The sequence below is a fragment of the Wolbachia endosymbiont (group A) of Trypoxylon clavicerum genome, from assembly GCF_947251665.1.
Classification (GTDB): Bacteria; Pseudomonadota; Alphaproteobacteria; order Rickettsiales; family Anaplasmataceae; genus Wolbachia; species Wolbachia pipientis.
The window spans coordinates 285641-311553 of the sequence record NZ_OX366374.1; the positions used below are offsets into that span (position 1 = coordinate 285641).

At 36.4% G+C, this 25913-nt stretch carries 19 protein-coding genes and 1 pseudogene; 7 read left to right on the forward strand and 13 right to left on the reverse strand.

The features are described from left to right. The first annotated feature begins 6 nt into the window (after positions 1-6). Positions 7-1392: an amidophosphoribosyltransferase gene (purF, locus tag OPR60_RS01490; RefSeq protein ID WP_065094852.1), complete on the forward strand. Its 1386-nt coding sequence runs from the start codon at positions 7-9 to the stop codon at positions 1390-1392. A gap of 19 nt (positions 1393-1411) precedes the next feature. On the opposite strand, the gene OPR60_RS01495 is transcribed toward purF, so the two are convergent. From OPR60_RS01495 to OPR60_RS01510, 4 genes are all read right to left on the reverse strand, one after another. Further along, positions 1412-1921, reverse strand: a complete 510-nt coding sequence (locus OPR60_RS01495; RefSeq protein ID WP_065094853.1) for a DNA-3-methyladenine glycosylase — start codon at positions 1919-1921, stop codon at positions 1412-1414. 390 nt (positions 1922-2311) lie between these two features. Then, positions 2312-3292 (reverse strand): Holliday junction branch migration DNA helicase RuvB, encoded by a 981-nt coding sequence (gene ruvB / locus OPR60_RS01500; RefSeq protein WP_065094854.1) that lies wholly within the window; start codon positions 3290-3292, stop codon positions 2312-2314. Continuing rightward, on the reverse strand, positions 3289-3861 hold the full coding sequence (gene ruvA, locus OPR60_RS01505; RefSeq protein ID WP_065094855.1) for a Holliday junction branch migration protein RuvA: 573 nt from the start codon (positions 3859-3861) through the stop codon (positions 3289-3291). Before ruvA ends, ruvB begins: the two co-directional genes overlap by 4 nt. Before the next feature lie 588 nt (positions 3862-4449). Then, entirely contained in the window at positions 4450-5103 is a 654-nt protein-coding gene (locus OPR60_RS01510; RefSeq protein WP_406719998.1) for an IS5 family transposase, read from the reverse strand. 66 nt (positions 5104-5169) lie between these two features. Here OPR60_RS01510 and OPR60_RS01515 point away from each other — a divergent pair, with 66 nt between their 5' ends. Beyond that, positions 5170-5694 carry an IS5 family transposase gene (locus tag OPR60_RS01515; RefSeq protein WP_265039791.1) on the forward strand — a complete coding sequence of 175 codons (525 nt, stop codon included), beginning with the start codon at positions 5170-5172 and terminating at the stop codon, positions 5692-5694. A 4-nt stretch (positions 5695-5698) separates the two neighbouring features. After that, the gene (locus OPR60_RS01520; RefSeq protein ID WP_265039793.1) at positions 5699-6124 is read left to right on the forward strand and encodes an IS5 family transposase; all 426 of its coding nucleotides are present in this window, start codon (positions 5699-5701) and stop codon (positions 6122-6124) included. A gap of 516 nt (positions 6125-6640) precedes the next feature. Here OPR60_RS01520 and OPR60_RS01525 read toward each other — a convergent pair. From OPR60_RS01525 to OPR60_RS01535, 3 genes and pseudogenes are all read right to left on the reverse strand, one after another. Continuing rightward, positions 6641-7936 carry a Na+/H+ antiporter NhaC family protein gene (locus tag OPR60_RS01525; protein ID WP_065094730.1) on the reverse strand — a complete coding sequence of 432 codons (1296 nt, stop codon included), beginning with the start codon at positions 7934-7936 and terminating at the stop codon, positions 6641-6643. A gap of 575 nt (positions 7937-8511) precedes the next feature. After that, positions 8512-9264 (reverse strand): IS5 family transposase, encoded by a 753-nt coding sequence (locus OPR60_RS01530; RefSeq protein ID WP_265039632.1) that lies wholly within the window; start codon positions 9262-9264, stop codon positions 8512-8514. A gap of 144 nt (positions 9265-9408) precedes the next feature. Then, positions 9409-9564 (reverse strand): annotated as a pseudogene (locus OPR60_RS01535) (WPE palindromic element domain-containing protein); the annotation flags it as partial. A gap of 156 nt (positions 9565-9720) precedes the next feature. Here OPR60_RS01535 and pheT point away from each other — a divergent pair. Further along, the gene (gene pheT, locus OPR60_RS01540) at positions 9721-12060 is read left to right on the forward strand and encodes a phenylalanine--tRNA ligase subunit beta (protein WP_065095485.1); all 2340 of its coding nucleotides are present in this window, start codon (positions 9721-9723) and stop codon (positions 12058-12060) included. Here pheT and OPR60_RS01545 read toward each other — a convergent pair. Continuing rightward, positions 12051-14810 (reverse strand): coiled-coil domain-containing protein, encoded by a 2760-nt coding sequence (locus OPR60_RS01545; RefSeq protein WP_265039800.1) that lies wholly within the window; start codon positions 14808-14810, stop codon positions 12051-12053. The genes pheT and OPR60_RS01545 overlap by 10 nt on opposite strands. A gap of 58 nt (positions 14811-14868) precedes the next feature. Beyond that, entirely contained in the window at positions 14869-18201 is a 3333-nt protein-coding gene (locus OPR60_RS01550) for an isoleucine--tRNA ligase (RefSeq protein ID WP_265039802.1), read from the reverse strand. Between the two features lie 176 nt (positions 18202-18377). Between OPR60_RS01550 and OPR60_RS01555 the strand changes: the two genes are divergently transcribed. Then, entirely contained in the window at positions 18378-19844 is a 1467-nt protein-coding gene (locus OPR60_RS01555; protein WP_065094722.1) for a peptide MFS transporter, read from the forward strand. 102 nt (positions 19845-19946) lie between these two features. Next, positions 19947-20699, forward strand: a complete 753-nt coding sequence (locus OPR60_RS01560) for an IS5 family transposase (RefSeq protein WP_265039804.1) — start codon at positions 19947-19949, stop codon at positions 20697-20699. A gap of 137 nt (positions 20700-20836) precedes the next feature. Here OPR60_RS01560 and miaB read toward each other — a convergent pair whose 3' ends face one another. Both miaB and hemJ read right to left on the reverse strand, forming a co-directional pair. Next, positions 20837-22156: a tRNA (N6-isopentenyl adenosine(37)-C2)-methylthiotransferase MiaB gene (gene miaB / locus OPR60_RS01565; RefSeq protein WP_265039806.1), complete on the reverse strand. Its 1320-nt coding sequence runs from the start codon at positions 22154-22156 to the stop codon at positions 20837-20839. 239 nt (positions 22157-22395) lie between these two features. Next, positions 22396-22824, reverse strand: coding sequence for a protoporphyrinogen oxidase HemJ (hemJ, locus tag OPR60_RS01570; RefSeq protein ID WP_265039809.1), 429 nt, complete (start codon positions 22822-22824; stop codon positions 22396-22398). A gap of 55 nt (positions 22825-22879) precedes the next feature. Between hemJ and pdhA the strand changes: the two genes are divergently transcribed. Then, entirely contained in the window at positions 22880-23860 is a 981-nt protein-coding gene (pdhA, locus tag OPR60_RS01575) for a pyruvate dehydrogenase (acetyl-transferring) E1 component subunit alpha (protein ID WP_265039811.1), read from the forward strand. Between the two features lie 404 nt (positions 23861-24264). Here the strand turns inward: pdhA and OPR60_RS01580 are convergent, their stop codons facing one another. Together OPR60_RS01580 and OPR60_RS01585 are read right to left on the reverse strand one after the other, a co-directional pair. After that, positions 24265-25017, reverse strand: a complete 753-nt coding sequence (locus OPR60_RS01580) for an IS5 family transposase (RefSeq protein WP_265039632.1) — start codon at positions 25015-25017, stop codon at positions 24265-24267. Between the two features lie 100 nt (positions 25018-25117). Next, a complete protein-coding gene (locus OPR60_RS01585; RefSeq protein WP_265039632.1) occupies positions 25118-25870 on the reverse strand; it encodes an IS5 family transposase in 753 nt (250 codons plus the stop codon). Positions 25871-25913 lie beyond the last annotated feature (43 nt).

The window sequence follows — 25913 nt, forward strand, 5'->3', positions numbered from 1 at the left end:
GTTTTTATGCTAGATGAAATGCGTGAGGAGTGTGGGGTATTTGGCATAAGTTGCAACCAAAGTGCTGCTTTTAACTCTATACTTGCTCTCCACGCTTTGCAGCATAGAGGTCAAGAGTCTTTTGGTGTAGTAACCAGTAACAACGATAAGCTGCACTCTTATCACTTTCAAGGTCAAGTGAGCAGCGTATTTGATGATATAGATGAAATAAAGAAATCCTTACCTGGAGATTGTGCAATAGGTCACGTTCGATACTCAACAAGTGGTAATAAGTTTGGAGTGCAGCCCATGCTTGGCAAAAGTGGCAAATTTGGGGATTTTGCCATAGCACATAATGGTAATTTAATTAATATTTCTCCAATACGCGAACAATTAATTAAACAAGAGTGCGTTTTTCAGTCAGATATTGATACAGAAGTAGTAGTGCATCTGACAGCAAGCGGTGAAAAAGATAGCTTCTTAGAGAGTTTTATATATGCATTAAAGCAAATACAAGGTGCTTATTCTTTTGTGGCAATCAATCAAGAAGTAGTTATTGGAGTACGTGATCCGTCTGGAATCAGGCCTCTTGTTTTAGGGAAGTTAAACGGTTCTTATGTTCTTGCATCTGAAACTTGTGCTCTTGATATAGTAAATGCAGAGTTTGTTAGAGAAATAGAACCAGGTGAGTTAGTTACCATTGATCGAAATGGTAATCTAGCTTCAGCATTTCCTTTCCCACAGCAAAAATCAAGTTTTTGTATTTTTGAATACGTTTATTTTTCAAGACCAGACAGCATAATGGAGAATAGGTCCATATATGATATAAGAAAAGAAATAGGAAGAATACTTGCAGAAGAGAGCCCACCAAAAAACAATATGGATATGGTTGTACCAATACCTGATTCTGGAATACCTGCAGCTATTGGATATGCAAAGCATTCAGGGTTACCTATGGAACTGGGAATAATTCGTAATCATTACATAGGAAGAACTTTTATACAACCAACCGCTGAAGTACGTAAAGTTAGAATAAAATTAAAATTCAATGCTAATAAGCACATTTTGAAAGGTAAAAACATAATTTTAATAGATGATAGTATAGTGCGTGGTAGTACGTTAACAAATATAATAGTTATGTTAAAGGATGCAGGAGTAAAAGAGATTCACCTCAAAATTTCAAGCCCACCAATTAAGCATTCTTGTTTTTATGGAATAGATACGCCAGAGTGCAAAGATTTAATTGCTGCAAATAAATCTGTAGAGGAAATTAAGGAAGTTATAGGAGTAGATAGCCTAGCCTTCTTGAGTATTGATGGACTATATCAGGCTGTTAAAGCAGAAAAGCGTAACAATGCTACACCACAATATTGTGATGCTTGTTTCACTGGTGATTATCCGATTGGCAAATAGTCTACGCAAGGTCTTAAGTTTAGAAAATCTTAAACCGCCAAAATTTCTCTTGGCCTTTACTAATTCCGATTCTCGGGGTGCAAATATAATCTGGTTTGAGGTAAGATTCATAAACACAAAATTCGTGGCTTATAGTAAGGTCCTGTTTGTTATGTTCTTTTGTAATATTTAATCTTTTACACAATATTCCTGGCCCACCTAAATTTGCCTCAAGCGGTTCAATGAGCTTTAATCCCCGTATTAACACTGCTGCTGGGAACCCTTCTGCTTCTGTTACAATATTTAAACAGTAATACATTCCATATATAAAGTACACATATGAAAACCCCGGCATACCAAACATTACTGAGGTTCGGTTAGTATAACCCTTAGCTGCATGACAAGCTGGGTCACTCATTCCTATATAGGCTTCAACTTCGGTTATTATTCCACTAAAGTTAGAAAATTTGAGGACTTTTCCCAATAACTCTCCAGCTACAGTTAAGGTCGGCCGCTCGTAGAAATTTCTTGGTAGTATTGTGCTACCCATTTTTTATTTTTGTTCTGAGGTTCTATATAGAATTCAGTTTAAGAATTTCTGGATCCCAGTGTCAAGCACTGGGATGACAAGAAGGGTAGCTACTTGAATGACAAGAAAATGGTACTGGCATAATAAGAAAGAAACACTGAGATGGTGAAAGAGAGAATATACGCGAGCAGCACCCATAGGGTAGCGCGTGACGCTGGAATCCAGTTTTTTCCTATTACCCAAACCGTAGCTTAATTAGTTAGAATAGCATAACTAGCGAGTACGAAATGGAGAAGTTTTAATTTGAATTACAGTTTCAGTACTATTTAACATATATGCCTCCATTATTATTAACACACAAATGTCAACATACGAGCATTATCTCAATTAGCCAATATTTAATTATGGTGTTTAATATTGGAAGCTCAAATACTCCCTTGCTTGGTCGGTTAGAACGCGTCCTCTTGGTGTGCGCTTTACAAAACTAATTTTGATTAAATAAGGTTCCACTGTTTCTTCGATATTGCCGGCATCTTCAGATAGCGCAATAGATATAGTGTCAATTCCAACAGGTCCTGAGGTGTTGAATAAAAATCTTAGATAATGCACATCAAGTTTATTGAGTCCCATTTTATCTACACCCAATTTTAGCAATACAGAATCAGCGACTTCATAAGTGATTTTTTTATCATCTTTCACTTCAACAAAATCCCTTATCCTTCTGAGTAACCTCAAAGCAATTCTTGGAGTACCGCGCGCACGGCAGGCAATTTCCCGTGCAGCACCCTCTTCAATTTCAGCAGAAAGAACTCTTGCGCCTCTTTTTATAATATCGACTAGCTCCTCAAAAGAATAAAACTCAAGATGCAAAGGAATGCCAAAACGATCTCTGAGTGGCGCAGAAAGTAATCCAAGCCGTGTAGTTGCTCCAATTAGCGTAAATGGTGGTAGATCTATCCTTAAAGTGCGAGTAGATGGACCTTCACCTACTAATATGTCCAAGCAAAAATCTTCCATAGCAGTATATAAAACTTCTTCGATGCTGCGATTTAATCTATGGATTTCGTCGATAAATAGAACATCTTTTGCATTTAAAGTGGTAAGCACTGCAGCCAAGTCCCCAGCTTTACTAAGTAAAGGACCAGAAGTTGCGCGAAAGCTAACTCTTAATTCTTTAGAAACAATTTGTGCTAAAGTTGTTTTGCCAAGCCCTGGAGGACCGTACAATAAGACGTGATCTAAGGCTTCAGTTCTCGTCTGTGCAGCGTTTATAAACACTTTTAAATTTTGTATTAAGTCTTTTTGCCCGACAAAATCATCAAGTTGCTCAGGCCTGATGTTGATATTGCGCACATCTTCAGTATATTCTTTATCGCACGATATTGATTTCATAGTGTTTTAAGCGCCATGCGAATAATATCCTTAGTGTCCAGGTTTGACGATTTGTCTTGTATTTTTTTTATCGTATCATAAGCTTTCATTTTTTCATACCCAAGATTGATCAATGCTGAAAGTGCATCTTCATTGATTGGATGAAAATTATTGTTATTTATTTCTAGTTTACTCACTTTGCCACTTAATTCAGTGATGATTCGATTTATGAGTTTCAGGCCAAGTCCACTCATCTTGAGTGTTACTTTATCTTCATTCATAATTGCCAAAAATAGCTGTTCTGGAGTTAATTTACTCAAAATTGACATTGCAGTTTTATAGCTAACACCGCTTACTTTAACTAGCAACCTCAAGCACTGTTGTTCTTCTTTGCTTATAAAACCATATAGCTGAGTAGTGTTTTCTCTGTTATTTGCATAGGTTTCGATAAGTAATTTGATTCTACTTCCGATGGAACATGCATTTAGAGTTTTGGCTGAAAGATACACCATATAGCCAACATCATTTACATTCAGGATTATGTGATCACCACGCACTTCATCAACTATTCCGCTTAGATTTCCTATCATTTTTAGTACTATGTAGGGTTCAGTTTAAATACTCCTGGATCTTAGGTCAAGTAAACGAACATTATAACAGGGAAACGTGGCTAAAAAACCACTTGACAAACTCCGCCAGCGCCCTTATCATGGTGGTGAAGCTATTTATTTATCTTCGCAATCTGTGCAGGTTAATGACAAAAAACTTAGGGTATTTGGCGTCTCATGTTTAATTTTTCGCACTACGTGCATCGCATGTCTTTAAAAATTTTTAGGTTTTTACCTATATAAGCCGAAACGCGCTTACAAAGCGTTTAAGACAGCAAAAAACGTCAAATTGACAAGGGAGAATTTGAATGCTAGCTACTACGGGGTTTCTTTGCCTTTTTTCCTGCTTAGTAAATTTCTTAAACACTTGCGGTGTAGGTTAGTTGCAAGTTAAAAGCAGCTAAATCGCTCTTAATCAAGCGTTTTAGAATAAAAAAAACGCCGATATTTTAGGCTCTGTGGACAAAATTTTAGAGAAGCCATACAAGAGCTCCAACAAAATTGAGAAAACCAATAAAAACCTCAGCAGTTTTATCAAATCTGGAAAAAATGCGCCTAAAATTTTTAATTTTACCAAAAAAAACACTCAATCAAATGACGTTCTTTGTAGATATGCTCATCGTAATACCTTTGCACTTTTCGATTCCGTTTTGGCGGAATAACTACTGTACATCCCTTGTCTTCAAGACTTGTAACAAAGGCATTGCTATCATAGCCCTTGTCAGCTACTACAGTAGAGTTATAGATACTTTCGGTCAACACTTGTGCCTGCGTAATTTCATTTCTTTGACCAGGAGTCAGAGTAAATTTAAGTGGATTTCCAAGTGCATCGACAAGCGCATGTATTTTAGTTGTAAAGCCACCTTTGCTCCTCCCTAAAGCTTCTTGATCCTTGGAGTTTTTTGTATATCCAGATGAACATGGATGGGCTCGGATGATCGTACCGTCGATTATAGCAACTTCTAAATCAGGCTCTTGTTTAGTATATTCAAGCAATTTTTTCCAGACATCTCTTTCACACCATCTTTTAAATCGCTTATGTATACTCCTGTAATTACCATAAGTTTTTGGTAAAAGTCTCCATTGGCAACCACTTCGCACTATGTACCACACTGCCTCTATGAATATTCTTAAACGTTTTTCATCTTTGCTGTGCATTCCTTTTACGCTTTTTATGAACTCTAAAATTTGTTTCCAATTTTCCTCTTTGATGTAATATTGCATATGGTAGTTTCTCCATTTTTTACCTATTAGGCTAAACTACCATCTTTTTCTCTCTTTTCATATTTTTTGTCCACAGAGCCTAAACAAGAGCCTGATTTAGAAGTTGCTATAATCGACGGTACGATCATCCGAGCCCATCCATGTTCATCTGGATATACAAAAAACTCCAAGGATCAAGAAGCTTTAGGGAGGAGCAAAGGTGGCTTTACAACTAAAATACATGCACTTGTCGATGCACTTGGAAATCCACTTAAATTTACTCTGACTCCTGGTCAAAGAAATGAAATTACGCAGGCACAAGTGTTGACCGAAAGTATCTATAACTCTACTGTAGTAGCTGACAAGGGCTACGATAGCAATGCCTTTGTTACAAGTCTTGAAGACAAGGGATGTACAGTAGTTATTCCGCCAAAACGGAATCGAAAAGTGCAAAGGTATTACGATGAGCATATCTACAAAGAACGTCATTTGATTGAGTGTTTTTTTGGTAAAATTAAAAATTTTAGGCGCATTTTTTCCAGATTTGATAAAACTGCTGAGGTTTTTATTGGTTTTCTCAATTTTGTTGGAGCTCTTGTATGGCTTCTCTAAAATTTTGTCCACAGAGCCTAAACAAGAGCCTGATTTAGAAGTTGCTATAATCGACGGTACGATCATTCGAGCCCATCCATGTTCATCTGGATATACAAAAAACTCCAAGGATCAAGAAGCTTTAGGGAGGAGCAAAGGTGGCTTTACAACTAAAATACATGCGCTTGTCGATGCACTTGGAAATCCACTTAAATTTACTCTGACTCCTGGTCAAAGAAATGAAATTACGCAGGCACAAGTGTTGACCGAAAGTATCTATAACTCTACTGTAGTAGCTGACAAGGGCTACGATAGCAATGCCTTTGTTACAAGTCTTGAAGACAAGGGATGTACAGTAGTTATTCCGCCAAAACGGAATCGAAAAGTGCAAAGGTATTACGATGAGCATATCTACAAAGAACGTCATTTGATTGAGTGTTTTTTTTGGTAAAATTAAAAATTTTAGGCGCATTTTTTCCAGATTTGATAAAACTGCTGAGGTTTTTATTGGTTTTCTCAATTTTGTTGGAGCTCTTGTATGGCTTCTCTAAAATTTTGTCCACAGAGCCTAAAATATCGGCGTTTTTTTTATTCTAAAACGCTTGATTAAAAGCGATTTAGCTGCTTTTAACTTGCAACTAACCTACACCGCAAGTGTTTGAGAAATTTACTAAGCAGGAAAAAAGGCAAAGAATCCCCAGGGTAGCCAGTATTCAAATTCTCCCTTGTTCTATTTGACGTCTTTTGATGTCTTGAACAGCGCGTTTCGGCTTGTATAGCTAGAAGTTTTATAAAGACATGAGGTGCACATAGTGCAAAAAATTAAACATGAGACACCAAATACGTTGAGTTTTTTTGTCATTTAATCTGTACAGAGAAGATAAATAAATAGCTTCAGTTTCATGATAAGGGGGTTGGCGAAGGGTGTCAAGTAATTCCGTTCCTTATGGGTAAAAAAAGAGAAACTCTAAGTTGCAGCCGCACAATATTTCTCTTTTCTGCTGTTGATGATTATTTCGCCTATTGTAACTGCCGCTAGAATAAAGCAATAATATACCTGTGTTAATAAAGAAATAGGTGATACAGAGGCGATGCTACCTGCTAGCAATAGTTGGGAACCATAAGGTAAGATACCTTTTGTAGCACAAGCAAAAACATCTAATAAGTATGCGCTGCGATGTGGCGCAATACTGTGTTTTTGTGCAAGCCTTTTTGCAATGCCACCACTTAGTAAAATAGCAATGGTATTATTGGCAACTAAGGTAGTAAACATAGACGCAATTCCTGCTATCACAAATTCAGCTTTAGTTTTTGTGATATTGCTTTCATCGATGAGTTTATGCAACGCTTTTTGACCTTGCTTGTACATTATATGGCTCAATCCACCGATAAATAGAGCAAATATCACTATTTCGTTTACTTTTTTGAAACCGTCATACACGTCATGAGGAAATTGAATGATAGCATAGTCAAAAAAAGTTATTCCTAGCACACCAGCAATAATTATGTTTATAGTTATTGTTACTAAAGTGGCGACTTCAAGCAGCCCCATGATTATTAAAGAAATGTAAGGAATAATTTTTATTATAGAATAATAATCTAAATTTGATATAGAAATAATTTTTGTACTATTTGAGGCAACTGCTAGGTAGATGAGTGTTATAATGCTGGCAATAAGTGCAACTTTAGAGTTCATTTTAAGTTTATCTTTTGCTGAAGCTTCCTGTGAAGAAACAGATGCAATGGTGGTATCAGATATCATCGAAAGGTTATCGCCAAACACGGCACCACCTACTACAGTTGCAGTTCCTATTTCGAGACCAAAAGCTCCACTTTTTGCCAGATTAACAGCTATAGGTACCATCAGCGCAACAACTCCCATAGATGTGCCAATTGCAGTTGAAATAAAAGCAGAAGCCAAAAATACTCCAGGCAGCAGTAATCTTGCTGGAAGGAAATTAAGAATTAAATTAGCAACAGTGTCTGCGCTACCGATTGATTGAGTCACCGCAGAAAATGCTCCAGAAAATAAAAAAATTAAACACATAGTAAGGGTGTTTTTGTCACCCATGCCCTTGATAACAGTATCGATGTTATGCTGAATTTTATTTGTACCACGTGAGACAGCAAAAAATAGTGCTGGCAATAAGCAGATTACTGGTGAAACCTGATGAAGTGGATTATCAGTTCCGATAAAAGAAAAATAAGCACCACTTCCAAGATACAAGATTAAAAAAATAATCAAGGGGACAAAAGCTGTCATTTTACTGTACCTAAACTTATAACTATAACTAATTAAGTGGTTTTAAGCAAGTTTAGTTTTCACTAGTTCTACAGGAAGTCAATAGCAGAGTTTTAAACTTCATATTTAATCTACTAAATAAATAGCACATGTAGCTTATTGCTTGACAATAGGATCTAATTGTTGTCTAGATTCCAGCATCACGCGCACAACTGTACGAACATTTGTTTGCGAAGAAATGTTATAGCTGGTTTTGCTTCAAACACAAAGATGTCATCCGAGTAGCTGACTACTTGGATCCAGGTTGGATACTGAGTTGGTGAGTATAAAAGTATAGCTAACGCGAGCTCTACGTCATACCGCCGCAGAATAATTAACCGTCATACCGCGATTCATTCGCGGTATCTCTAGATCCCGCTAACAAGTAGCGGGATGACGGTTGTCGTTTAGCCATAAATATTTAAGAAATTTACCAAATGAAAAAAAGGCAAAGAAAACCCGTGCTAGTTATTCACTCTCTATTTTAAAATTTGACGTTGGGTGATGTCTTGAACAGCGCGTTTCAGCTTGTATAGCTAGGCTCTGTGGACAAAATTTTAGAGAAGCCATACAAGAGCTCCAACAAAATTGAGAAAACCAATAAAAACCTCAGCAGTTTTATCAAATCTGGAAAAAATGCGCCTAAAATTTTTAATTTTACCAAAAAAACACTCAATCAAATGACGTTCTTTGTAGATATGCTCATCGTAATACCTTTGCACTTTTCGATTCCGTTTTGGCGGAATAACTACTGTACATCCCTTGTCTTCAAGACTTGTAACAAAGGCATTGCTATCGTAGCCCTTGTCAGCTACTACAGTAGAGTTATAGATACTTTCGGTCAACACTTGTGCCTGCGTAATTTCATTTCTTTGACCAGGAGTCAGAGTAAATTTAAGTGGATTTCCAAGTGCATCGACAAGCGCATGTATTTTAGTTGTAAAGCCACCTTTGCTCCTCCCTAAAGCTTCTTGATCCTTGGAGTTTTTTGTATATCCAGATGAACATGGATGGGCTCGGATGATCGTACCGTCGATTATAGCAACTTCTAAATCAGGCTCTTGTTTAGTATATTCAAGCAATTTTTTCCAGACATCTCTTTCACACCATCTTTTAAATCGCTTATGTATACTCCTGTAATTACCATAAGTTTTTGGTAAAAGTCTCCATTGGCAACCACTTCGCACTATGTACCACACTGCCTCTATGAATATTCTTAAACGTTTTTCATCTTTGCTGTGCATTCCTTTTACGCTTTTTATGAACTCTAAAATTTGTTTCCAATTTTCCTCTTTGATGTAATATTGCATATGGTAGTTTCTCCATTTTTTACCTATTAGGCTAAACTACCATCTTTTTCTCTCTTTTCATATTTTTTGTCCACAGAGCCTAGAAGGTGACATAGAAAAAATTCTTTCTCTTTACAAGAAGATATAAAGTTACAAAAGCTTCTACATCGTTGCTTGTAATGCTCTAGTGTACAAACATTGCAATTTGTAGATAATTTGCGTAGTAGGTGGTGTCATTCCAGTGCTTGACACTGGAATCCAGTTTTTATTGTACAACCACCTGGTGTACTCATTTAAAATTAAGTTTTCTGGATCCAAGTAGTCAGGGCACTGGGATGACATCTTTCTTAGTTTCTTGTATCACAATGTTCGTACAGTTGTGCTTGTGATACAGAAGTTACCTTTTATTCCATTACAACAAGCTTTAAAAGCACTACATTTTATATTACAATAACTCTTTTATTTCTTTAAAGGTTCATGAAATTCACATTATCTTGGTTATTAGAACACTTAGAAACCAATGCTAGTTTAGAAGAAATTACCGATAAGTTAACTCACATAGGGTTGGAAGTAGAAGATGTGATCGACAATACCAAATTAGCTGGTCTTATTGTTGCAGAAGTATTAGAGGTGATACAGCATCCAAATGCTGATAAATTAAAATTATGTAAAGTAGATGACGGGAGTAAAATTCTACAAATAGTTTGCGGAGCAAACAATGTTAGAGAAGGTATGAAAACTGTGCTTGCATCTCTTGGTAGCACATTGCCAGAAAGTGATTTCACAATCAAGCCCACAAAAATACGAGGAGTGCTAAGTGAAGGGATGCTCTGCTCTGCTTCTGAACTTGCGCTGGTTCAAGAGGAAAGTGAAGGAATAATCGAGCTTTCCGATGATTATAAAGTAGGGGATAAATTTTTCAATTGTGACCCTGTAATTGATATAAATGTTACCCCAAACCGTGGAGATTGCTTAGGCATTTATGGAATAGCTCGCGACCTTGCTGCAACTGGAATTGGGACATTAAAGACTTTAAGCATTCCACAACTTACCAGCTCCATAAATTCACCAATCGATGTTGAAGTTACTGACGGGGAAAGTTTTATTAGTGGAATATACATCGCCAATGTAAAAAATCAAGAAAGCCCAAAATGGTTAAAAGATAGGCTGGAATCGATAGGAATGCGCTCCATTTCTGCAATAGTTGATATCACGAACTATATTATGATATCTTTCAGCCGCCCAATGCACGCGTATGATGCAAAAAAAATAGAAGGAGAGCTCACAGTACGCAAAGCAAACGACGGAGAAAAATTTGCTGGTTTAAACGGTAAAGAATACTTATTAAACAAAGACATGAGCGTTATTTCTGATGATAAAAATATTCATGGAGTTGCTGGAATTATAGGTGGTAAGTGCAGTGAATGTACTTTTGAAACTACCAATATTTTTTTGGAATTAGCTTTGCTCGATCCAATCTCTATTGCTAAATCCTCAAGGGAGCTGAGCATCTCCACAGACGCTAGTTACAGATTTGCACGTTCAGTTGATCCTGGATTTACTTTTGATGGACTCAACCTTGCAGCTAAAATGATTCTGGACTTATGTGGTGGAGAAACCTCAAGCGTAGTGTCTGCTGGCAGTTTAGATAGTGCTGACACCAAGGTGAGCTTTGATTATCAGGATGTGAACAAGTTTGGAAGTGTGTCTGTATCGCCTGATGAGGTGCTTGATATCTTAACGAAACTAGGGTTTAGTATTGATAAAAAAACCGAAGGCAATTGGAATGTACAAGTACCAAGCTGGAGACCGGACGTGACAATACCGGCTGACCTAATCGAAGAAGTAACAAGGATATACGGCTATGACAAAATAAAAGAAGAACCACTACCAAATAATGTTGAAGAAGTAGATAGTACATACGACAATTTGCGTATTTTGATGACAAACAGAGGGTTTCATGAAGTGCTAACCTGGTCGTTTATGAGTGAATCAACAGCTGAAAAATTTGGTTACTCGAATAAGTTATTTATCATCGATAATCCGTTTAACAATAACTTTAATATAATGAGACCAAGTATTATGCCAAATTTATTGCAAGTTACTGCTGATAATATTGCCCATGGAATATCTGATCTTGCAATCTTCGAAATCGGGCCGATTTACGATGGTGAAGCTCAGTCTAAACATGTCTTAAGTGGAATAAGAACAGGAAATAATTTACCGCGAAACCATTATAATACTGATAGGAAAGTAGATGTTTTTGACGCAAAGGCTGATTGCATAGCAGCTTTGGAGTTTTTTAACGTCAATTGCGATAATTTAACGATAGAGAGAGCAGAAAAAGAATATTATCATCCAGGAAAGTCAGGCACCTTATCTTTTAGAAGTAAAATAGTTGGTTATTTTGGAGAACTGCATCCAAGTATACTGGATTTTTTTGATATCAAACAAAAAGTTGTAGGCTTTGAGGTAATATTAGAAAATATCGGAAATTTACCTGTAAGTAGAAAGAAATTTATCGATTATAAATACCAAAGTGTAAAACGTGATTTCGCATTTATTGTAAATAAGGATGTGGAAGTAGGTAACATAATCAATGTGGTAAAAAAAAGCTCAGAGCTCATCACAGAAGTTTTAGTATTTGACGTACACCATGGAAATAATATAGAATCGAATAAGATGTCTATAGCATTGTCAGTTACTTTCTGCTCTCCAACTCACACTTTAACTGAAAAAGAGATCCAAAAAGAATCAAGTGCTATAGTTAATTTAGTATGTGAAAATACCGGAGGAACTTTGAGAACTTATCGTTGAGTCACAATCATAGTTTCCTGCCGTTGCTGTGTCACACTTACTTCATCCAATTTATTTCCAATATTGAATTCAATATCCTTGAAAAATCTATCCCACATTCCATGCAAATGCTTTTCTATTTTAGGCCACACATCATTTTTAAATGTTACCCCATCATCAGAAAATAAATCACCTAAAAAGGCTCCAACACCTTCATAATTTGACTGAAAACATTGAAGAAATGTCTCTCCTTCTTTATAAGTATTATGTGCCACATTTAACGCTTTTCTCTCTGTAGTCTCTTTATAAGCATTTGATGCTCCAATCTTTATTGCACCAAACATAACTTTACTCCAGTTCTTAACTTTCTGTATACAACCTTCACTATTTCCTGGTATATTATTTATTATATCTTTTGTCAAATTATCTATCAAAGGAGACAATAAACCTTGATAAAAGTGCTTGATATTATTTTTTGTTTTTATCACAGGACTTTTTATGCATTTTTCTGCCAAATAGTATTCAAGTTCCGCTTCCTCTAACAACTTCTTAACTGCTTCTGTGTTAAAAGTTTCACGCTCGAACTCCTTCAGTAAATCATCCTCTATTATTGCAAACTTTATTTTTTCGCGAGATTCTAGTTCTTCTATATAATCATTTTTTGTTTCTTCATTTATCAACAATCCTTTTTCTTCTAATTCTAACTGTTTTAATGCTTTGAGAATTTCTTGGTTATTTTTCAAATGCTTCTCTATTAATATTGTACTTGGATGCTGTTCTCCTTTCCTATTTCGCTCACCTTCTAAATATTTGTTTAAATCCTCATTTTCTTCTATTACTTTCCTTAACGATATAGGTTGCTCTAAGCATTCTGCAATTTCCGCTCGGTGCGCATTAATCCTCTGTACTAAATCTGGCTCCTTTTCCTCTAACAGCTTACATGAATCCTCTATACCCTTTGCTTGGCCTTTGAGTACATTTTGTATGTTGCATTTCGTTATTTCTAAATATATGTTTGCTACAAAAGCATTTACTTTATCTGAAGCTTCTTTTAAATTCTCACTCAAAGAACCTTTTATCTCCTTTTCTAAATCCCGAAACTGGTCTATTAAGCTGAGCATGCCTAATAGGCCTAACTCACCCTTGGCTTTTTTCATTACTGATTTTACTAGCCTTTGCTCAACTTCTTGATCATCATACTCGAACTTAAAAAGACCTTCTAACCTTCTTCTTAAAACATCACCTGCTAAATTATTCTTTTTTACATCTCCATATATTTCTTTCAATTTTTCATGTATCCTAATATATCTTTTTTGTCCTTCTTTTTTTAAAAGATCAATCTCTTCTTTAGCATTACCTAGAGCTGTCTCTGTTTCTCTACTATGTATATATTTATAAACATCAATAATTGTTCTCTTAGCTATCTTCCCTTCTTCTTTAAGCCGCTTCCATTCTGCTTTAAATATAGGAAGCTCACTATCATCTAAAACATCCGGTACTTTTGCTCCTGCTTTTTTCAGATCTCTTATTATCACTTCTTTCTCACCTGGTAATTCCTTACCTTGACTCTCTAATTCCTGTCTCACTAAAGAATTTTTTATCTCATCTTCCAGTGAAAAACCTTCTTTCCGTCTATCCAGATGAAACCTAACTGCTTGTATAAAGGCAACTTGATAGGCGTTGTATATTAAGTGAGTTGTCAACTTAAAATCTATGCTACTTACCACTTTTAACCTGAATTCGTCCAACAATTCCTTCAATTTATCATATGTAATCTCTTTCTTTTCTAGCTTTATCAGTTCTTCCATAGTCTTCGCAAATTCCTGAATAGAAGTTGCAAGCACATCCTTGATTTCATTGCGTAAGGGCTTAAGACCATTTTTTAAATTGATGTTAGTTGACAATTTCAGTACGATGCTATGCTCTGAATCCCGCGTCACATCAAACCACTTGTTATTTTCATTTTCATACAAATCTCTAAGCAATCGTTTAAATTGCGGTGGAAATTCTATTTCCATATCCCACGCAATATTTGGTCCAGTAACTTCCTTTTCATGAAAAGACACCTCAATATTTTGATGCTTATTAGAATACCGCCCCATACTTATTTTAAGAGCAGTAACTAAAGAGTGAGATAAATCTCTATTTAAAAGATAAAAAGTAGCCAAAGCAATTGTTGCAGGAACAACTAAGGCTACAAGTACAGCCATATTAACAAAAATTGCTATTGCAGCAAGAACACCATATGCCAATCTTTTTGCTGTACTTTCACTTACTTCACTTTTTTTTGTTTTATTCTCCTCTGAACTGATTTGTGTCTTATCATTTGTTTTTAATTTATTATATACGGCTAATCCTAACGCAGTGAAAACTATATAAGGAAACATTAAAACTGATAGAGCTAAATTTAATATTTTCTTTTCTGGGCAAGCTCGATTTACCTCTTTAAATATTCTACTTGATATATTATACCAAGAAGTAAAAAAATCAGAGTTATAATCTTTATAATGAAATATACTGAGTGGAACGTTAAAATTAGCTAACGGCTCTTGTTCTTCCACAGCATCAAAAAATTCTTCTTCCTCTTCTGAAGTAGCAAGACCTAAATTATTCCCTTCTTCTACATTAGAAACAGGTTCCTGTTCTTCCATAGCATCAAAAAACTCTTCTTCCTCCTCCAAAGTAGCAACAGGTTCTACTTTACCTAAATCATCACTATTGTTATTCAAATCAACAACTTTTCCATAATCATCTGCAACAGCCTTATTCATATTATAACCTTACCTCAAGTAACCTAAGTATAGCATAAACAATGACAACTTTCAACTACTAATAATTTAACCTAATACCAACACTTAAATCCTGATATTCTTTAGAATAAAAGTTAGTTCCAATTTCTGTATTAATGTCCAAAGATAAGGTAAGGGTCTGCTCTTTTATATATTCAATCCACGTATTTATTGCTTCCTTAATTTTCTCATCTCCTGTTTTGATTATTACTCTGATTCTATCGGACATATGAAAATCAGCTTGTTTCCTGGTTTCCTGAATGAGCCTCACAACATCTCTTGCAAGCCCTTCTAGAATCAATTCATCATTTAAAGTGGTGTTCAGAATCACAATCCCTTTGTTGGTATCAAACACGGAGGAAAATTCACTGTTTGCTTTTAATAATAGTTCATATTCGCCTTTTTCTATGATGTAATTTTCTGACTCGTCCCCCAAAAATATGAGACCTCTTTCTGTCATTCCAGCGCGTGACGCTGGAATCTGCGTCTGGATCCCAGTGTCATTTACTCGGATGACACCGGATTCAACTTGTTTCCACTTTCCTTGTTTAACATATTGAACCAGTGTCTTAATCTTCTCCGGAACTCTCTTTCCAAGCATAGGGAAGTTGAGTTTTAACTCTAGTGATGCAATATCTTCAAGTCTGTTTACTAACTCCAGTTTTTTTACATTTACCTCATCTTTTATCATCTCTTGATATTCATCTTCAAGAAAACCGCAGGAAGACTGATGATAAATCCTCATACTGCCAAGTGGCTGCCTGATACGTATATTAAAAGTGTTTCTAATAGAGAGTGCAGAGTTGCACATCTCTCTCACCAAATCCATCTTGGCAATGAGCTGACTATCAAACTTCTCTAATTGTGGGAAATCAGCCAAATGAACAGATGTTTCTTCGTACTTAAGCCCTTGCCATATAGTCTCTGTTATAAGTGGCAACAAAGGAGCTGCAGCACGAAGTATGTAATAAAAAACCGTATATAGAACATTATAAGCATCAGTTTTATCCTGATCCAAATCACTTTTCCAAAAACGCTCGCGACTGCGACGAATATACCAATTATTTAGCACTTCAAAAAAGTTCATTAAAATTTTGCAAGCCTCTTGGGAGTTATAGCTGTTCATAGAAGCTTGGATACTTTCTACAGCTTCAAAACATTTGGAAATCGTGTAGCGATCAATAGTACTTTGATAATCCTTACACACTTCAGCTTTAATTCCATCTGCATTTGCATACATAGTAAAAAAGTGATAACTGTTCCACATAGGTTTTATTACGTTTTTCAGAACATCTCGTATTGAGTTTCCTTCTTTATCGAGTAGCAAATTACCACCACAAACAATGGATCCAGAAAGCATAAGAAAACGCAGTGCATCAGAACCGTATCTATCAAAAACCTCCATTGGATCTGCATAGTTATTCAAACGTTTGGACAATTTTTGCCCTTTTACATCCAAAACAACACCGTGGCATATGCAGTTCTTAAATGGTTCCCTATCAAACAAAGCAGTGGACAATACAAAGAGCGTATAAAACCACCCCCTGGTTTGCGCTATGTATTCAGTGATAAAATCCGCAGATTCAAACCACTCCTTATTTTCAAACGGATAGTGGACTTGCGCAAATGGCATCGAGCCAGATTCAAACCAGCAGTCAAACACGTCAGGTACACGGCGCATAACTGATTTTCCTGTTGGATCATCAGGATTTGGTCTTGTTAAAGTATCGATAAATGGTCTGTGCAAGTCGTCTATTTTAACATTAAAATCTCTCTCCAGTTCTTCTATTGAACCATATACATCTACTCTTGGATATCTCGCATCGTCTGATTTCCATACAGGGATCGGCGTACCCCAGAATCGATTGCGTGAAATTGACCAGTCGTGTGCCCCTTCAAGCCATTTTCCAAATTGACCATCTCTAATGTGGTTTGGTATCCAATTAACTCTCTTATTTAGCTCTACCATTCTGCTTTTGAATTTTGTAACAGCAACATACCAAGAAGGCATAGTGCGATAGATCAAAGGAGTGTCAGTTCTCCAGCAGTGTGGATAATTGTGAATATATTGCTCAGTTTTGAACCAGTTTCCTTGTTCTTTCAATTTTTTTATTACTGTATCATTGGTATCAAAAACATGAACTCCCGCTAAATCCGAAACTTCAGCAGTAAATTTTCCACTGTTATCAATTGGACAAATAACTGGAATATCATGGCTTTGGCAAAGGTAAAAATCTTCCTCACCAAATCCAGGAGCAGTGTGCACAACGCCAGTACCATCTTCTTCCGTCACATAATCAGCAATAAAAACGCGAAATGCATTTTTTGTGTCTTTAAAATAGTCAAACAGTGGTTTGTAAGAAAGACCTGCAAGATCATTCGCTTTAAGTTTTATATTGCAGTTTTCATATGGAATATTGCTTTGTTCAGAGTGGCTGATAAATTTCTCTAAGTAGCTTTCAGCAAAAATGTATATTTCACCATTCATTGAACTTCCTTCACTACTCCCTTTTATCCCAGTGCCCAGACACTGGGATCCAGAAATAGATTCCAGCGTCACGCGCTGGAATGACATCAAAGGGTGGACTGACACTGCACAATACTTAATATCTTTTCCTATTGCTAAAGCCAAGTTGCTCGGCAACGTCCAAGGAGTTGTAGTCCAAGCAAGTAATTTACACTTTCGTTTAACACTTTTAAATTGCTGTGGGTTTTCTAAAAGCTCAAATGCAACAGTTACAGCTTTGCTAACTTTTTCTCTATACGCGTTATCAAGCCTTGTTTCGAAATTAGATAATGGAGTTTCGCATGCCCAGCTATATGGTACAACGCGCACTGATTCATACACCAGACCCTTATCATAAAGCTGCTTGAATGCCCACATGACCGACTCCATGAATGATTTATCCATAGTCTTATAGTCATTGTGAAAGTCTACCCACCTTGCTTGCCTATTTACATACTTCTCCCACTCTGATGAAAATTTCATCACAGAAGTACGGCAATGATCGTTAAATTTATCTATACCAAACTTCTCTATCTCAGTTCTACCAGATATTCCAAGTTCCTTTTCTGCTCCCATCTCAGCCGGCAATCCATGGCAATCCCAGCCAAATCTACGTTCAACCCTTTTTTGAAGCATAGTTTGATATCTTGCAAATGCGTCTTTGATGAAACCAGTGAGTAAATGTCCATAATGCGGAAGTCCATTTGCAAACGGAGGCCCATCGTAAAAGACAAAACAATTATCCTTGGAACGTTCTTCAACTGACCGCTCAAAAACTTTGTTTTCCTGCCAAAATTTTATGATTTCCTTTTCTAACGATGAAAAATCAGGACTACTTACTGTATCAGGATAATGCTTTGACTTCATGTTCGCTATGTAAAACTAAAGAATATAGGGCTTTCTGAAAAATTACAAATTCAAAAATATTTCCGTAGCTCACACCCCAACAAACTATTCTGCCGAGCTTCCAATACCTTTTTTTAAGTTTTACTTGCAGTTTTTATTGTTTTACTTAACATTAACCCAAGCTTTAGGGGTATTTTATGGATCAGAAGACAGATAAGTTTCCACAATTTTTAAAAATGTTGTGCTTTGTTGAAATGTGGGAACGTTTCTCTTACTATGGAATGAGGGCACTTTTGGTCCTATTTTTGACTTCTCACTTAGGTTTCACTGATGAGAGGGCCTTTACTATTTACTCATTATTTGCTGCAACAGGTTATGCTATACCAATACTTGGAGGTTTTTTAGCTGATAAGTTGATGGGGTTCCGCAACATGGTGTTGCTTGGAGGGATAGTGATGATAGCAGGTCATGCTTGCATGTCATTAGTTGACTTTGAACCAGGTTTATTATATTTAGGTTTATCTCTAATAGCCATAGGTACTGGTATGTTTAAAGGGAACGTAACTAACTTACTTAGTTCATGCTATGGCAAAGACGATCCTGAACGTAGCAGAGGCTTTACTTTATTTTACGTAGGCGTGAATATTGGAGCAATATTGGCTTCTATTTCATGTGGTTATGTAGCCCACTTGTTTGGCTGGCACTACGGCTTTGGTTTAGCTGGTATTGGGATGTCTATAGGGCTAATCTTTTTTCTCAAATTTCAGAATCTTTTAGGAGATAGCGGCCTTTCTCCTTACCCAGAGCTTATGAATAAGCGCATATTAGGGATTAAAATTTTTGGTATAGTATTGATAGGAAGCTTTCTGTCATCATCAATAATTGCTAAAATGCTTATACATAGTGAATTTTTTACTAATATGCTCATATTTGTTGGAATAACAGCTCTGGGCATATTTACTTATATAATATCTAAATTATCAGCAGAACAAAGACGAAAATTAGTGGCATTATCTATTCTTGTGGTATTTTTCTTGTGTTTTTTTGCTTTAGAAATGCAGCTTGGCTCTTTGGTTAACTTATTCACCGAAAGAAACGTTATTAACAATGTATTAGGTATAACAATTCCAGCTTCAGTTTCTCAAGCCATAAATCCTTTGTCAATTATAATATTTGGCTTTCTTTTTGGAACATACATGAAGTTTAAGCAAAAATATGCAACTTCCATGTTTACCCTTGGCCTTCTGACAATGGCTATGTGTTTTTTCACACTGTACATAGGATGTTTAAACTCTAACATTGAAGGTAAAGTAGAATACTTATATTTAATAATTGCTATCTCCTTTATGGGACTGGGAGAATTATGTATTGCTCCATTAGTCCAAGAACAAGCAACTACACTAGCCCCCAAAAACCTTAGAGGAGTAGTGATGGGTATAGTAATGCTGTCATTAGCGTTTTCTAACCTAGCCGGAGTTGCAATATCAAAATTTATGTCAGTTCCTTCAGTAAATGGTAAAATAAATTATTTAGAATCTTTAGAAATATATAAAGAGGGTTTTTTAAAGGTGGGAATATTTAATTTAATGCTCGTTATTGTATTTTTATTCTTCTTCAATTTTATACATAAAGTTGTTACTAACTCATCTTGCACAAAAAATTGATATAGGTAAGCTCAAATTTGTAGGCTCTGTGGACAAAAAATATGAAAAGAGAGAAAAAGATGGTAGTTTAGCCTAATAGGTAAAAAATGGAGAAACTACCATATGCAATATTACATCAAAGAGGAAAATTGGAAACAAATTTTAGAGTTCATAAAAAGCGTAAAAGGAATGCACAGCAAAGATGAAAAACGTTTAAGAATATTCATAGAGGCAGTGTGGTACATAGTGCGAAGTGGTTGCCAATGGAGACTTTTACCAAAAACTTATGGTAATTACAGGAGTATACATAAGCGATTTAAAAGATGGTGTGAAAGAGATGTCTGGAAAAAATTGCTTGAATATACTAAACAAGAGCCTGATTTAGAAGTTGCTATAATCGACGGTACGATCATCCGAGCCCATCCATGTTCATCTGGATATACAAAAAACTCCAAGGATCAAGAAGCTTTAGGGAGGAGCAAAGGTGGCTTTACAACTAAAATACATGCGCTTGTCGATGCACTTGGAAATCCACTTAAATTTACTCTGACTCCTGGTCAAAGAAATGAAATTACGCAGGCACAAGTGTTGACCGAAAGTATCTATAACTCTACTGTAGTAGCTGACAAGGGCTACGATAGCAATGCCTTTGTTACAAGTCTTGAAGACAAGGGATGTACAGTAGTTATTCCGCCAAAACGGAATCGAAAAGTGCAAAGGTATTACGATGAGCATATCTACAAAGAACGTCATTTGATTGAGTGTTTTTTTGGTAAAATTAGAAATTTTAGGCGCATTTTTTCCAGATTTGATAAAACTGCTGAGGTTTTTATTGGTTTTCTCAATTTTGTTGGAGCTCTTGTATGGCTTCTCTAAAATTTTGTCCACAGAGCCTAGGTTTAAGGTACCCGTTCAGCAGAGGTAGCAATTAAACTTTGTAACTTTTGAAAAAGATTATGATTGCATTTTTTCAATGCTCTTTGCTTAAGACTTATATTTAACGCTGCTTAAAATCAGTGAAATGCACACCCCAGCAAACTACTCTGCCGAGCTTCCAACACTTTCACATTTACTATTTTGTCCCTGTATTTATCTTCAGGGTCATCAATGCACACTGATTGCATATATGGGCTTTTACCAATAATTTGGTTTTGGTGTTTACCTTTTTTATCGCTAAATAGAACAGGTATAGTTTTGCCTACCATACTCTGGTTAAACTCAAGTTGTTGCTTACTAATTAATTTCTGTAAACGAAGAAGGCGCTCTGTTTTAACCTCTTCTGGTACTTGATCTTTTCTTTCTGCTCCCGGTGTGCCTGGTCTTGGGCTGTATTTAAAACTATAAGCCTGAGCATATCTAACTTTTTCTACTAATTTCATAGTTTCTTCAAAATCTTTTTCGGTTTCTCCAGGAAAACCAACAATAAAATCAGAAGAAAATTCGATTTCAGGTTTCAATTTGCGAAATCTGTCTATTATTTCCAAATACTCCTCTGCAGTGTGTTTCCTGTTCATCGCGTGCAATATTTTATTCGAACCAGACTGCACAGGCAGGTGAACAAACGGTATGAGCTTTGGCTCTTCCGCATGTGCCAAGTAGAGAGATTCATGCATATCTCTTGGATGAGAAGTTGTATAACGAATCCTCTCTAGCTTTTCAATTTTAGCAATATGACTAATTAATTTTCCTAAATCCCACACTTCCCCTTCGCACTCCCCATGGTAAGCATTGACGTTCTGACCAAGCAAATTGATCTCATTTGCCCCATTTGCAACTAATTTCAATGCTTCACGAAATATTTCATTTACTGGCCGTGAATACTCAGCTCCACGAGTATAGGGCACTACACAAAACGTACAAAATTTATCACAACCCTCTTGTATGGCAAGAAATGCAGAAGACCCCTGGCTATTGCCATAGCATTCATCTGGCAATTTATCAAACTTTGCAACTTCAGGAAAATCAGTGTTTATTACATGACCTTTACTTCTGCTTGCTTTGACTATCAGCTCCGGTAAGATAGCGATACTCTGCGGACCAACAACAATATCAACAAAAGGAGCCCTTCTGAACACTTCTTCTCCCTCTGCTTGCGCTACACACCCAGCCACCACTATAGTCATTTCTTTTCGTAACGAATGAATCTTCCCAAGCTCTGAGTAAAGTTTTTCTGCTGCCTTCTCTCTAATGTGACAAGTATTCAGTATCACTAAATCGGCTTTCCCTGCATCACTAACAACGTTGAACCCCAAAGGTTTAATTACATTTTCCATTAAAACGGAGTCATAAACGTTCATCTGACAGCCGTAAGTTTTAATATATAGGCCTTTCATATTTGGTATGTCTTTTTCAAAATTTCTTCACCCTACACGTAAATGTCTAACAGACCAGCGCGTGACGCTAGTGAACTTGCTAGCACAATAGATTTTGACAAAATTATACGAAAAACTGGATCCCAGTGTCAAGCACTGGGATGACAAGAAAGGGAGCACTGGAATTTTTATTTCAGTATTGTACATTAGCCATGCATCTGAACAGGTACGAGCTTTCTGCTTTTTTTGGGTAAGGTCAGTCAAAAAGGTTTTACAACAACCATAGTAACTATAACTATTATCAATACTGTAACTGCTTCATTTAAAACGCGAAAATAAATATGTGACTTCTTATTCGAACCCATTGCAAAATTTTTCCTATATTTTGCAAGTAGCATATGAATAATTAACATCAAAAGTATTGCAAATGCTTTTACATGAAACCATCCTTCACGATATGCTTCCCTAATAACCATTAGTGTAATTCCAAGACCAAGTGAGAAAAGCATTGCAGGGTTTATGATATATCTAAGTAGCCTCTTTTCCATTGTTTGAAGCAAGCTATCATTTTCCGATCCCGGTTTTACAGTTGCATGGTAGACATAAAGCCTGGGTAAATAAAGCATACCTGCCATCCACATGATAACAGAGATAACGTGAAAAGCCTCAAGCCAGTGGTAATAGTTCATTAGCAAAAATTTAAAATTCCTGGTATTGTGTTAGTTTAATGAAAAAGAAATCGATATGAAAGCAGAAAATTTCACTAAAGAACAGATAATTGGATTCTACAGGAAAATGCTACTCATACGCAGATTTGAGGAAAAAGCAGGACAATTATATGGGATGGGATTAATAGGCGGGTTCTGTCACCTATCAATAGGACAAGAAGCAGTTGCAGTTGGAACTCAAGCTGCATCAAAATTAGGTGACGCTTTTATCACAAGTTATAGAGACCATGGCTTAATGCTCGCATGTGATTCTGATCCAAATGTTGTAATGGCAGAGCTTACCGGCAAAGAAACAGGATGCTCGAAAGGTAAAGGTGGTTCGATGCACGTATTTGACGTTGAAAAAAAATTCTTCGGCGGGCATGGAATAGTGGGAGCACAAGTTCCAATTGGCACAGGAATAGCATTTGCTAATAAATATAAGAAAAAAGATAATGTGGTATTTACATATTTTGGCGACGGTGCTGCAAATCAAGGACAAGTATATGAATCGTTTAATATGGCATCTTTGTGGGAGTTGCCTGTGGTTTACATCATAGAAAATAATGAATACGCAATGGGAACCTCCGTGCAAAGATCAACTTTAGTAACAGAGTTATATAAAAGAGGAGAAAGTTTTAGTATTCCTGGAAAACAAGTTGATGGAATGGATTTTTTCTCTGTTTATGAGGCTACAAGCGAAGCAGCGGAACACACACGCAGCGGAAAAGGGCCTATCCTGCTTGAAATGAAGACATATCGATATCGCGGTCACTCAATGTCAGATCCTGCTACTTATCGCTTAAAAGAAGAAGTTGAAGATATGAAGCAAAATCATGACCCTATAAGCACTTTAAAGAAATACATGACAGATAATAAAATGGCTTCAGAAGAAGAGTGCAAAGTAATTGATAAGGAAATACGTGATTTAGTAAAAAAGTCGGAAGATTTTGCCAAAAATAGTAAAGAACCAAGCGTTGATGAGCTGTATACTGATATTTATAAATTTGTTAGCTAATTTTTTTATCCAGAACTGTACAAACATTGTATAGTAAATGATGTCATCCAAATAGCTCCTTCTCCCGTCATCCAAGTGCCCTCCTTTTTTTGTCATCCCAGTGCTCTAACTACTTGGATCCAGCTGAGTTGGTGAGTATAAAAGTATAGCTAACGCAAGCTCTACATCATGCCGCCGCGAACCGTCATACCGCGATTCATTCGCGGTATCTCTAGATCCCGCTAACAAGCAGCGGGATGACGGTTGTCAGGCTAGCTGTCATCTCAGTAGTCTCCTTCTCCTGTCATCCGAGTAGCTGACACTGGTTCCTTTATGACGGCAGTAGCCCCTTCGGTGTCATTCCAGTGCTTGACACTGGAATGACACCAATAATTGACATTTCACTAGGCTCTGTGGACAAAATTTTAGAGAAGCCATACAAGAGCTCCAACAAAATTGAGAAAACCAATAAAAACCTCAGCAGTTTTATCAAATCTGGAAAAAATGCGCCTAAAATTTTTAATTTTACCAAAAAAACACTCAATCAAATGACGTTCTTTGTAGATATGCTCATCGTAATACCTTTGCACTTTTCGATTCCGTTTTGGCGGAATAACTACTGTACATCCCTTGTCTTCAAGACTTGTAACAAAGGCATTGCTATCGTAGCCCTTGTCAGCTACTACAGTAGAGTTATAGATACTTTCGGTCAACACTTGTGCCTGCGTAATTTCATTTCTTTGACCAGGAGTCAGAGTAAATTTAAGTGGATTTCCAAGTGCATCGACAAGCGCATGTATTTTAGTTGTAAAGCCACCTTTGCTCCTCCCTAAAGCTTCTTGATCCTTGGAGTTTTTTGTATATCCAGATGAACATGGATGGGCTCGGATGATCGTACCGTCGATTATAGCAACTTCTAAATCAGGCTCTTGTTTAGTATATTCAAGCAATTTTTTCCAGACATCTCTTTCACACCATCTTTTAAATCGCTTATGTATACTCCTGTAATTACCATAAGTTTTTGGTAAAAGTCTCCATTGGCAACCACTTCGCACTATGTACCACACTGCCTCTATGAATATTCTTAAACGTTTTTCATCTTTGCTGTGCATTCCTTTTACGCTTTTTATGAACTCTAAAATTTGTTTCCAATTTTCCTCTTTGATGTAATATTGCATATGGTAGTTTCTCCATTTTTTACCTATTAGGCTAAACTACCATCTTTTTCTCTCTTTTCATATTTTTTGTCCACAGAGCCTAGGCTCTGTGGACAAAATTTTAGAGAAGCCATACAAGAGCTCCAACAAAATTGAGAAAACCAATAAAAACCTCAGCAGTTTTATCAAATCTGGAAAAAATGCGCCTAAAATTTTTAATTTTACCAAAAAAACACTCAATCAAATGACGTTCTTTGTAGATATGCTCATCGTAATACCTTTGCACTTTTCGATTCCGTTTTGGCGGAATAACTACTGTACATCCCTTGTCTTCAAGACTTGTAACAAAGGCATTGCTATCGTAGCCCTTGTCAGCTACTACAGTAGAGTTATAGATACTTTCGGTCAACACTTGTGCCTGCGTAATTTCATTTCTTTGACCAGGAGTCAGAGTAAATTTAAGTGGATTTCCAAGTGCATCGACAAGTGCATGTATTTTAGTTGTAAAGCCACCTTTGCTCCTCCCTAAAGCTTCTTGATCCTTGGAGTTTTTTGTATATCCAGATGAACATGGATGGGCTCGGATGATCGTACCGTCGATTATAGCAACTTCTAAATCAGGCTCTTGTTTAGTATATTCAAGCAATTTTTTCCAGACATCTCTTTCACACCATCTTTTAAATCGCTTATGTATACTCCTGTAATTACCATAAGTTTTTGGTAAAAGTCTCCATTGGCAACCACTTCGCACTATGTACCACACTGCCTCTATGAATATTCTTAAACGTTTTTCATCTTTGCTGTGCATTCCTTTTACGCTTTTTATGAACTCTAAAATTTGTTTCCAATTTTCCTCTTTGATGTAATATTGCATATGGTAGTTTCTCCATTTTTTACCTATTAGGCTAAACTACCAT